The organism is Desulfobacter sp. (assembly GCF_050177295.1).
Window position 1 is genome coordinate 1 of the sequence record NZ_JBFXHE010000125.1, and the last position, 10,734, is coordinate 10,734.

General features: G+C 46.1%; 10 protein-coding genes and 1 pseudogene. 10 read left to right on the forward strand and 1 reads right to left on the reverse strand.

Features of this window, described 5'->3' with window-relative positions; translation table 11 throughout:
- The first annotated feature begins 312 nt into the window (after window positions 1–312).
- From AB7U36_RS10660 to AB7U36_RS10705, 10 genes are all read left to right on the forward strand, one after another.
- Window positions 313–2,460 (forward strand): FAD-dependent oxidoreductase, encoded by a 2,148-nt coding sequence (locus AB7U36_RS10660; RefSeq protein ID WP_428159760.1) that lies wholly within the window; start codon window positions 313–315, stop codon window positions 2,458–2,460.
- A gap of 49 nt (window positions 2,461–2,509) precedes the next feature.
- Complete coding sequence (locus AB7U36_RS10665) at window positions 2,510–3,220, forward strand: TIGR04282 family arsenosugar biosynthesis glycosyltransferase (protein WP_428159761.1); 711 nt, start codon at window positions 2,510–2,512, stop codon at window positions 3,218–3,220.
- On the forward strand, window positions 3,217–3,975 hold the full coding sequence (locus AB7U36_RS10670) for a DUF3047 domain-containing protein (protein WP_428159647.1): 759 nt from the start codon (window positions 3,217–3,219) through the stop codon (window positions 3,973–3,975). Before AB7U36_RS10665 ends, AB7U36_RS10670 begins: the two co-directional genes overlap by 4 nt.
- Window positions 3,972–4,664, forward strand: coding sequence for a TIGR04283 family arsenosugar biosynthesis glycosyltransferase (locus AB7U36_RS10675; RefSeq protein ID WP_428159762.1), 693 nt, complete (start codon window positions 3,972–3,974; stop codon window positions 4,662–4,664). Before AB7U36_RS10670 ends, AB7U36_RS10675 begins: the two co-directional genes overlap by 4 nt.
- A gap of 483 nt (window positions 4,665–5,147) precedes the next feature.
- A complete protein-coding gene (locus AB7U36_RS10680) occupies window positions 5,148–5,669 on the forward strand; it encodes a hypothetical protein (protein ID WP_428159763.1) in 522 nt (173 codons plus the stop codon).
- A gap of 647 nt (window positions 5,670–6,316) precedes the next feature.
- Entirely contained in the window at window positions 6,317–6,577 is a 261-nt protein-coding gene (locus tag AB7U36_RS10685; RefSeq protein ID WP_428159764.1) for a toxin HicA, read from the forward strand.
- The gene (locus AB7U36_RS10690) at window positions 6,561–6,890 is read left to right on the forward strand and encodes a type II toxin-antitoxin system HicB family antitoxin (protein ID WP_428159765.1); all 330 of its coding nucleotides are present in this window, start codon (window positions 6,561–6,563) and stop codon (window positions 6,888–6,890) included. The genes AB7U36_RS10685 and AB7U36_RS10690 overlap by 17 nt, the downstream gene beginning before the upstream one ends.
- A gap of 469 nt (window positions 6,891–7,359) precedes the next feature.
- Window positions 7,360–7,950, forward strand: coding sequence for a BglII/BstYI family type II restriction endonuclease (locus tag AB7U36_RS10695; RefSeq protein WP_428159766.1), 591 nt, complete (start codon window positions 7,360–7,362; stop codon window positions 7,948–7,950).
- A gap of 2 nt (window positions 7,951–7,952) precedes the next feature.
- The gene (locus tag AB7U36_RS10700) at window positions 7,953–8,600 is read left to right on the forward strand and encodes an MT-A70 family methyltransferase (protein ID WP_428159767.1); all 648 of its coding nucleotides are present in this window, start codon (window positions 7,953–7,955) and stop codon (window positions 8,598–8,600) included.
- Between the two features lie 457 nt (window positions 8,601–9,057).
- Window positions 9,058–10,224: a Fic family protein gene (locus AB7U36_RS10705; protein ID WP_428159768.1), complete on the forward strand. Its 1,167-nt coding sequence runs from the start codon at window positions 9,058–9,060 to the stop codon at window positions 10,222–10,224.
- A gap of 346 nt (window positions 10,225–10,570) precedes the next feature.
- Here the strand turns inward: AB7U36_RS10705 and AB7U36_RS10710 are convergent.
- Window positions 10,571–10,734 (reverse strand): annotated as a pseudogene (locus AB7U36_RS10710) (CvfB family protein); the annotation flags it as partial.

Below are 10,734 nucleotides of genomic sequence, written 5' to 3' on the forward strand. Positions count from 1 at the left end.
ACATGTCTTTACTCGACTGATGCAGGCCAGATCGGCAGACAGATGCCGATTCACGCCAAGAATGGATTAGCTGTCCATATTAAAGTACCCAGGGCTGGTTTTTTCATTCTTAAATAAGATAACTCCACTACAAAAGCATGGGATAACTGCCCGTCCCATTCGTGAAAAGAGCTTTATCACGGGCCTTGAAGCCAAACGGATCGGGTACTGAGAAAAAGAAAACCGGCCCCAAAGGCGTCAGACCCAGTGACCTTGGTGTTATATTTTACTAAAAATGGCTACATGCACAAACCTAACCGGACACTACTGAAAATGAATCAAAAATTCTTTAAGCTACTCATTCTTGGAACATTTATCCTGGGCGTTATCCTGTTTTTTTCATTGGATCTTCACCGGCACCTGACCTTCGAGGCTCTTAAATCCCAACAGGCCGCCATGGAACATGTTTATGTCGAAAACACAACTCTAACCATCTTCATCTATGCGGCGGTCTATATCGTTATAACGGCCCTCTCACTTCCGGGAGCCGTGGTGATGACCCTGGCAGGCGGTGCCGTGTTTGGGCTTTGGACCGGCACAATCATTGTCTCCTTTGCCAGCACCATCGGTGCGACCCTGGCCTTTCTTGCGTCCCGATTTCTGTTAAGGGAGTACATCCAGGATCGATTTTCCGACCGGCTCAAAAAAATAAATGAGGGAATTGAAACCGACGGTCCCTTTTATCTTTTCACCCTGCGCCTGGTGCCGGTGTTTCCCTTTTTTGTCATCAACCTTCTCATGGGACTGACCCCCATTAAAACGGGCATATTCTACATCGTAAGTCAGCTGGGCATGCTTCCAGGGACCCTTGCTTACATCAATGCCGGCACCCGGTTATCCCAGGTGGAAAGCGCATCCGGGATTCTCTCCTTTCCATTGCTCGCTTCCTTTGCCATTTTGGGACTTTTCCCCTGGATGGCAAGGGCGTTCACAGGCTTTTTGAAAAACCGGCGGGTCATGGCAAAATTTTCCAAGCCTTCAAAATTTGACTACAACCTGGTGGTTATCGGTGCCGGTTCCGCAGGTCTTGTGACCTCTTATATTGCAGCGGCTGTAAAGGCGGGTGTGGCATTGGTGGAAAAGGACAAAATGGGGGGAGATTGCCTGAACACCGGGTGTGTGCCCAGCAAAGCCTTGCTGCGCAGCGCAAAAATGCTCTCCTATGCCAAAAGGGCCAAGGAGTTTGGTTTTGAACATACCCATATTGACTTCCATTTTAAAACGGTCATGGAGCGGGTGGAACAGATCATCAAAAAAATAGAACCCCATGATTCTGTGGAGCGGTATACCCAACTCGGGGTCGATTGCATCCGGGGCGAGGCCCATATTATCTCCCCATATAAAATTGAGGTGAACGGTAAAGTCATCACCACCCGCAGCATTGTCGTGGCAACGGGCGCCCGGCCGATGGTTCCGGCCATCCCCGGCCTTGACCAGGTGCAGTATCTCACCTCTGATACGGTCTGGTCTTTGAGAGATTTACCCCAAAGGCTGGTGGTGCTGGGGGGCGGTCCCATCGGGTGCGAAATCAGCCAGGCCTTTGCCCGTTTAGGTGCCCAGGTTACCCTGGTAGGCAGAGCTGTCCGGATCATGGGCCGGGAAGATGACGATGTGTCCGATTTCATCCAAGAGACCTTCATCCAGGAGGGCATTCGGGTCCTCACCGGGCACACGACAAAGGAGATCCGGGTGGACAATGACGAAAAAAAACTGATCTGTACCCGAAATTCGGATGGACAAGAAGTGCCCGTTCGGTTTGACGCCCTTTTGATTGCCTTGGGCCGTGTGGCCAATTCCCAAGGGTTTGGGCTGGAAAAACTGGGGGTGGCGCTGAACCCCAATGGTACCATTAAAACCAATAAATGGCTGCAGACCACCATGCCCAATATTTATGCGGCCGGTGATGTTGCAGGCCCTTATCAATTCACCCATGTGGCCGCTCACCAGGCCTGGTATGCCTCTGTAAACGCATTGTTCGGGTCTTTTAAAAAATTCACGGCAGACTACAGGGTGATCCCCTGGTGTACGTTTACCGATCCCGAAGTGGCACGGGTGGGAATGAACGAAAAAGATTGTCTTGCCGCCCATATTCCCTACGAGATGACCCGCTACGGGATTGACGATCTGGACCGGGCCATTGCCGACTCCGAAGCCCGGGGATTTGTCAAAGTGCTGACCGTTCCCCAAAAAGACAAAATCCTGGGGGTGACTATTGTGGGGTCCCATGCCGGAGATTTGATCCATGAATTTATTTTGGCCATGAAATACAATATCGGACTTAATAAAATCCTTGGCACCATCCATATTTACCCGACCCTGGCAGAGTCCGGCCGATTTGCTGCGGGTGCCTGGAAAAGAGCCCGGGTACCGAAAACCGCGATAGGAATTGTTGAACGGTTTTTGGCCTGGCAGCGTAAATAATTATTTTTTGAATCTTGATACTTGCACAATCACAATGGGAGTACACACCATGGATACAGATCAATATCATAGGGGACAACCCTGTGTGAAGATGACAAAAAATAACGCTGTCATCATTTTCATCAGATCCCCGGAAAAGGGCCGGGTCAAGACGCGCCTTGCAAAGGGGGTGGGAGACACAGCAGCCCTGGCGTTATACCGCTGCTTTGTGATGGATGTTCTGGATATGGTTCGATCAACTCCCTGGGCGTTGCGGGTCTACTATTACCCGGAAAACGCCATTCATCATATCAGGGATTGGCTGGGAGAGGATTTGGATCTTTTCCCCCAAAAGGGCACCACCCTGGGAGAAAAAATGGAAAATGCCCTTGCCGACACCTTTACCGCCGGATATGAAAGGGCCGTTCTCATCGGGTCTGATTTACCGGATCTGCCGTCTCAGATACTTGATACGGCCTTTAAGGCTCTGGACCAGTGCAGTGCGGCCATCGGCCCAAGTCATGATGGCGGATATTATCTGATCGGGTTTACGGCCAAAGGATTTACCCCCCGGATATTTCACGGTATCCCCTGGGGAACCGACCAGGTATTTGATCTGACCCTGAACAGATTTAAAGATCATCATGTGTCACACTGTACTCTGCCCGTGTGGCGGGACATTGATACCCAAAAGGACTTAGCCTTTCTCAATCTTGATCCAGCCGGCAAAACGGCCGTACACACAACCAATTACCTCTTAAAACAAGGAGTAAAATTTTGAGTCGACAAAAACAGATTTGGATAGCGGTCAGCTTTATCGTGGTTTTGCACGTCGCTGTTGCGCTTTGCGCCGAGCCGATATTAACCGTAGGGGGCTTTTCCCAGGCGAATACCGGGGAAATCTTACCCCGGCACTGGGAGCCTTTGACATTTAAAAAAATAAAGGCACATACCACATACAATATGGTTGAAGACCAGGGGCGAACTGTAATCAAAGCCTATAGCAAGGCATCCGCTTCGGGACTGATCCGCAAAATCGGCATTGATGTGAAAAAATATCCCATTATTCAATGGCAATGGAAAATCACGGACATTAATAAGAAAACCGATGTCACCCAAAAAAGCGGGGATGATTATCCGGCACGAATTTATGTGGCTTTTGAATATAACCCTGATGAGGCAGGGGTCTGGGAAAAAACCCGATTTGAAACCGCCCGCCTGATATACGGCCAGTATCCACCTGCAACAGTGGTGACCTATATCTGGGCCAACCGCGTCCCTAAAGGGACCCGGATACCCAACCCCTACATCAATCAGGTTATGATGATCGCCGTGCAAAGCGGTGACGACAAGGTGGGCACCTGGGTCACCGAAGAACGTAATATTTATCAGGACTATGTGGATAGTTTCGGACACCCGCCCCCCATGACTTCGGGTGTGGCGATCATGACGGACTCGGACAATACGGAGGGAACGTCAACGGCCTTTTACGGGGATATTATTTTCAAATCAACTTCCGGAACCTCAATCCAATGAATCCTCTGATCTCCGTTATTATACCGGTATACGGCGAAGCGGACCGTATTAACCGAACCATTGGCGACCTTAAATCATCGGCATCCCAGATGTTGTGGGCCACCCAAATTATTGTGGTGGATGGAGACCCTGAAAAACGCACCCTTCAAGCGATCAATGACCCGAATGTTATCAAAACAGCATCACCGGCCGGCCGGGGCGTGCAGATGAACCATGGGGCCCGGACCGCAACCGCAGATCTGCTGCTGTTTCTCCATGCAGATACTGTTTTGCCTGCAAATGCACTCAAAACAATTCTTCATGCCTGCCGGGACAAGGAAGTTGCTGCCGGTGCATTTGATCTGGCCATTGGCGCAAAGCAATTAGGTTTTCGTATCATCGAAAAGGTGGCAACGTTGCGTTCCCGGATCACCCGGATTCCTTTTGGCGACCAGGCAATATTCATTAAATCAAAATGCTTTTGGGACTTGGGAGGATATAAACCAATTGCACTGATGGAAGATGTGGAGATCATGCTCAGACTCAGAAAAAAGGGGTATAAAATTCACTTCATTTCAGATCCGGTGGTTACCTCGGCCCGGCGCTGGAAAAAAGAAGGCATGATATATACAACTCTGCGCAACTGGATGCTTCAACTGCTCTTTTATATCGGGGTCAGTCCTGAAACGTTAAAATCTTACTATCACTAAACAAACAGCTTCCGAATGTTATCCCGCTATAAAATTTGGCTACCGACATAACGCGGGACAGTTTGACCTGGTGATGAGAGTTTTGCAGTACCTGAACCTCATGAACCGGGGATTTCGGACAAGCCTTGTTGTAAAGGGTATTCCGGCTTAAAACGGTAGGCGAAAATTTTTTAACACGGGCAGAAAATGATTGTTAATTTCGTTCTTTATTGATACAGGCTTTATACACGTTATTTGTTGGAGTTATACAGAAAAAAACTACATAATCGCAATACCGCAAAACTCACCTTTAAAGTTATATTTAGTTCGATAGGCATATTAATTGCTTGTTTGGAAATATTGTTGTTATTTTTAACAAAAATAGCATATCAAAAAATGTACCAAGTTTTAATTTTACCATGGAAAAACAAGTTTGTGGGTGAGTTTTGCGGTATTGCACATAATCACTTGTTATTCATTAATTCCCAGATTTAGGACAAAAGGATGGAACCTTATAAGCAAGGAAAATTAGACGGTTTGTGCGGTGTTTACAGTTTAGTTAATGCAGAAAAGATTATAAATGATTCTAATCAACAGGAATCAGAGGAAATATTTAGGAAAATAATATCATATTTGGATACTACAAAAAATCTATCAAGAATCATAACAGATGGACTGAATATTAATGTCATAGGTGAAGTCCTGAAGAACATAGAAGAACTAAAAATAGATCGGGAAATGCCATTTAGAGGTGAACCAAAAACAGAATTAAATTTCTTCTGGAAAAAGATGCAGAGCTTTCTTGATACTCCAAGCAGAGTGATTTTTCTTGGTATTGGTGGAAAACATGATCACTGGAGCGTTGTTCAAAGCATAACGGATAAAAGAATCAATTTCTTTGACTCTGATGGGCTTATGTTCTTCAACAGAATCAACTGTACGACGCAAGAACCATATGGCGATAGAATCCATCAAATATTACCGACTCATACATACTTCATGTCAAGGTGTCCATGGTCATGTTAAATTGAGCCAAAAATGGTCATTTGGAATTGAGCCACTAGGGAATTAGAAATTCTGGGTAGAGTAGAGCACTGATTCAGCCGGTTTCTTCAGCCCTTTTTATATTCGAGACGCCTTGCCGCACGCGGCTACTACGTGTTCCAAAGGCCTTGCATCCTCAGTGTTCCCTCATCAAACCGTGCATACGGTTTTCCGATGTTCTTCATCGTAAGGCTTGCGCTCTTTGACTGCTTGGCTTGGCCTTACAATAGAGCTTCCTCTGAAGCGTCCTGATCCTATCCGGAGTTAGTAGCATATTGAGGAATTCTGGGGACATCTTACATAATCCCAGTTAATTAAGTAAGATGTCCCAAGATTACCTAAGAGATTACCTAAGGTCAGGGGCAGCCCTCAATGCCGTTGACTTAAGAACCCCTGTGTACAATTTAAGCGTCAATTCCGTTCCTTAACAAAATTTTATCCTCTATTGCTGCTAATATTTTCAGAAATGACGGGGATATTCTGTCTGGTAAACTCATCATTTGCGCTTAAGTCAACGGCATTGGGGCAGCCCTTGCAGCCGCTGACCGCAACGTTGTGTTTTGAATTTAGCCATCACAAAATTTCCAGATTCTCCTTGACAACGATATCAATACTGATACTATATTCTCATGGAGAATGTTGATGAATTAATACTATCTCTACGGCAAAATACGAAGAATGTAAGATTCTCTGATTTGTGCAAAATATGTGATCATTATTTTGGTGAGCCACGACAAAAGAAAAGCAGTCATCGAGTTTATAAGACGCCTTGGCAAGGGGATCCAAGGGTAAATATTCAGAATGATAAAGGAAAGGCCAAAGCATATCAAGTCAAACAGGTGCTTTTGGCTATTGAAAAAATGGAGGTTAGCCATGGCACAAAAAAATGATAAGTATACATACCGTGTTACATGGTCTGAAGATGATAATGAGTATATTGGGTTGTGTGCTGAGTTTCCAAGCTTAAGTTGGTTAGCTGATAGTCCAGAAAGATCTTTAAAAGGAATTCGCAAGCTTGTAGCTGATGTATTATCAGATATGGCCAATAATTCAGAGGCTATTCCTGAACCAATAGCAATAAAAAATTTTAGTGGGAAATTTATGGTCCGTGTACCTCCTGATGTTCATAGGAAATTGGCTATTGAAGCTGCTGAGTCAGGCGTGAGCCTCAACCGAATTGTCAGTTCCAAATTGAGTCAATAGCTACAAGCTGAACACAACAAGCGGCATTCAGTGGATCGCAAAAAGCGCGCGCCCACTGATGCCGGGCGTTCACGGCGGCTCCGCCGCCGTGAATCGCGGTGCTGACTTCGTCCAGCACCGCGATTACATAGGGAGTCGCTATGAACGAGTCGATAGAGAGAAAGATCGAAAGATTTATTCAGTTTTATGAATTCTGGGGACATCTTTGAATTCTGGGGACATCTTACATAATCCCAGTTAATTAAGTAAGATGTCCCAAGATTAATTACCCCGTCACCGGTACCCCGTTGCACTACCGCTACGCCTCCATCTGGCTGGGTCTAAGACTTGCCAAATGTTTGGAAATCCATTACATTTGACTCACTTTTAAGAACATGTGCCGTGCCCGGCACACACAAAAAAAAATAAGCGGACGCAAAAAACCGCGCCGCTTATTTTAACGTTAGGCGTCAAAAAATATGGAGACCAAATGAGTATTGAATTACTCCCACAATTTATTCGGGATAACTATGAAGTGCATGAGTGGAAGCACGCTTGTGCGATATTGAAAGAAGACTTTCCAAATGAATGGGAAGATATATTGTCGGTTCTGTCCGATTTTCGGCTACATAAGAGCTGGATAACAAATCCGGGAGGACGCAAATCAAAGGTATCTGAGTTCATTGACAAATATCTTTACGATCGTGGATGGGTTGAAAAAGAATTTCAGACACAGGTTGTGGTTGATCAGAATACTATGGACACACCCACCCACAAGGTAGACTGCTTTCGGAATCGAGTTGCTTTAGAGATTGAGTGGAACAACAAAGATTCATTTTATGACCGTGACTTGAACAATTTTCGGCTTCTTTTTGATCTCCGGGCAATAAGTGTTGGTGTTATAATTACGCGCTGCGATAATCTTCAAGAGATATTCAATGAGCTTGGTAGAGGTGCTTCCTACGGGGCATCAACTACGCACATGAGCAAGCTCCTGCCTCGCATCGAGGGCGGGAGCGGTGCTGGCTGCCCATTGCTGGTATTTGGCATTTCAAAATCACTTTATGTGGAGAATGAATAACTATGAGTGCATCTGACGATCTTTTAGAAGATATAGGAAAAAGAAGGTTTGCAACTGTTCTAGCAGATCCACCTTGGCAGTTCCAAAACAGAACTGGGAAAATGGCTCCGGAACACAAAAGGCTTTCTCGTTACCCCACAATGACGTTGCAGGAAATCAAAGACCTTCCGGTAGAGGCCATCGTCAAAGATACTGCGCATCTTTATCTTTGGGTTCCAAACGCGCTGATAGCTGATGGGTTGCAGGTAATGGAGCACTGGGGCTTTACTTATAAGACTAATTTGATTTGGTACAAAATTAGAAAGGATGGTGGTCCAGATAGAAGAGGGGTTGGATTCTATTTTCGAAACGTCACAGAAATGATTCTTTTTGGCGTGAGGGGAAAAAATGCCCGCACGTTACAGCCGGGCAGAAGTCAAGAAAACATCATCTCAACCCGAAAGAGAGAGCATAGCAGGAAGCCAGATGAACAATACGAAATTATAGAGGCATGCAGCCCAGGCCCATACCTTGAACTTTTCGCGAGAGGACCAAGAAAAGGCTGGCATGTATGGGGCAACCAATCAGACGAATACATGCCTAGTTGGGATACTTACACCAATCATTCGCAATCGAATATCATACCACTTAAAAAAAAGCGGCAGGCATAAATCGCCTAATCGGGATAGGACTCCCCATCACTGAGGAGCCCTCCCAGGTGAGTAGCCCAGAGGAATCTCACCCCCAGGATCAAATTCTGGGGACATCTAACATAATCCCAGTTAATTAAGTAAGATGTCCCAAGATTACCCGTTGCACTACCGCTACACCCTTCGCCTCCATCAGGCTGGGTCTAAGACTTGCCAAATGTTTGGATATCCATTACATTTGACTCACTTTTGAGAACACGTGCCGTGCCCGGCACACCACCTTTCGGTCAACCGGACCTGCGCGAAAAGCCGCGCAGGCCGGTTACCTCCCCGTTACAGCGGCTTACGAAAACCAACACTGCGTAGATTTTTCAGCAATTCCGAAGTACCCCTTGACAATATATTGCCAAGCCGTTATTTTGCGTTAATGGTTTATTTGAAATAAAAACCCTGTTAATTCAAAAATTGAAATAACAACATGAACAGAGACTTACAAGGCCGCTATATTACGATCTCGACAGTTGGAGAAAAGGCTCAAGCCTTTATTCCTGCTGCACTACCGCCAACACCACCGATAAAATGGTCATCCGAACTTAGGGAGAAATTTGACCAGGCTCTGCTGGCTCTCGGTCGTCTTGACAGTGTCTCTGTTTTACTTCCGGACACATCGCTTTTCCTTTATATGTATGTGCGCAAGGAAGCGGTGCTATCGTCCATGATTGAAGGGACTCAGTCATCTCTTTCCGACCTGCTGCTGTTTGAATTCAAGCATCAACCCGGAGTTCCTTTGGATGACGTTCAGGAAGTTAGCAACTATGTGGCTGCCCTTCATCATGGTCTTAAACGACTTGGAGAGGACTTCCCTCTTTCTCTCAGACTGCTTAAAGAAATTCATAGTGTTCTGCTATCGAAGGGTCGTGGTAAAGACTGCGATCCCGGCGAGTTTCGGAGAAGCCAGAACTGGATTGGTGGAAGCCGTCCGGGTAATGCGGCTTTTGTACCACCGCCCCCTGAATATGTTCAGGAATGTATGGGAAAGCTGGAGCTATTTCTGCATGACCAACCGAACAAAACTCCGGTGTTGATCAAGGCTGCATTGGCTCACGTCCAATTCGAAACCATCCACCCGTTCCTTGATGGCAATGGTCGTCTCGGACGTCTGATCATCACGCTGCTGTTATGTTCTGAAAAAATCCTTAAAGAACCGATGCTGTATCTCAGTCTTTATTTCAAAACACACCGCCAACGCTATTATGAACTTTTGAACGAAGTACGGCTGACCGGTGACTGGGAGGCTTGGCTCGACTTCTTTGCCGATGCCGTTATTCATACAGCAAAAAGAGCCGTTGAAACATCTCAACATTTGATGAGATTGTCCACTGAAGACGGGCTGCGCATTAACGGGCTTAAACGCATATCCGGTTCGGCCTATCTCATTCATAAGGTAATGCTGGAGCGCCCAATAGCTTCACCGAACTCGATCCAGGAAAAAACGCAACTTTCACCAGCCACAGTCAATGCATGCCTGCGCGAACTTGAAAAGCTTGGTATCGTAAAAGAGATTACCGGACAGAAACGTAACCGTCTTTATTCATATGTGGAGTACATACAGATCATGAACGAAGGGACCGAGTTGCCCCAATAATCGTATTTGGATCTGATCTGTGTGTAATTGGGGTAAAATTAAGTGTTGTCTATTTCCTGCCGAACGCAGTCCCTAATAAAGAGACTCAGGATAGTCAACTTGGGCTTTTACAAGCCCCTTCTGGATCTCTGATTCAGGAGGGGTCGTTGACAACAATCTCCGTGGGATAATTCCAAATAAGTTACGCCAGTCAATTTGTGTATATACAGAGCAAATGGATACCTTTTCCTTTGCTCTTGATTTTCAGCCTTTCACCATATCCGGGGCATTACTCCCGGCATTTGGCTACTATGACATCTGCTGATTTCTGCCACCTCATCATACAGGTTAAAAAGCATAAGCTTTGTCATGACTTCAGGCGAATCCCGTCAGTCTTGTGCAGGGTGATGCGGCCTTGTTTATACAGGCTGCCCACGGCCCGTTTAAATTCCTTTTTGCTCATGGCAAATGCTGCTTGAATCTCTTCAGGGCGGCTTTTGTCATGACAGGGGCTTACGCCTCCACCAGCCT

What these genes read in the sequence shown, in the direction of transcription:
- AB7U36_RS10660 (WP_428159760.1), top strand. Translation starts at nt 313, where the DNA reads ATGAATCAAAAATTCTTTAAGCTACTCATTCTTGGAACATTTATCCTG.
- AB7U36_RS10665 (WP_428159761.1), top strand. Translation starts at nt 2,510, where the DNA reads ATGGATACAGATCAATATCATAGGGGACAACCCTGTGTGAAGATGACA.
- AB7U36_RS10675 (WP_428159762.1), top strand. Translation starts at nt 3,972, where the DNA reads ATGAATCCTCTGATCTCCGTTATTATACCGGTATACGGCGAAGCGGAC.
- AB7U36_RS10680 (WP_428159763.1), top strand. Translation starts at nt 5,148, where the DNA reads ATGGAACCTTATAAGCAAGGAAAATTAGACGGTTTGTGCGGTGTTTAC.
- AB7U36_RS10685 (WP_428159764.1), top strand. Translation starts at nt 6,317, where the DNA reads ATGGAGAATGTTGATGAATTAATACTATCTCTACGGCAAAATACGAAG.
- AB7U36_RS10690 (WP_428159765.1), top strand. Translation starts at nt 6,561, where the DNA reads ATGGCACAAAAAAATGATAAGTATACATACCGTGTTACATGGTCTGAA.
- AB7U36_RS10695 (WP_428159766.1), top strand. Translation starts at nt 7,360, where the DNA reads ATGAGTATTGAATTACTCCCACAATTTATTCGGGATAACTATGAAGTG.
- AB7U36_RS10700 (WP_428159767.1), top strand. Translation starts at nt 7,953, where the DNA reads ATGAGTGCATCTGACGATCTTTTAGAAGATATAGGAAAAAGAAGGTTT.
- AB7U36_RS10705 (WP_428159768.1), top strand. Translation starts at nt 9,058, where the DNA reads ATGAACAGAGACTTACAAGGCCGCTATATTACGATCTCGACAGTTGGA.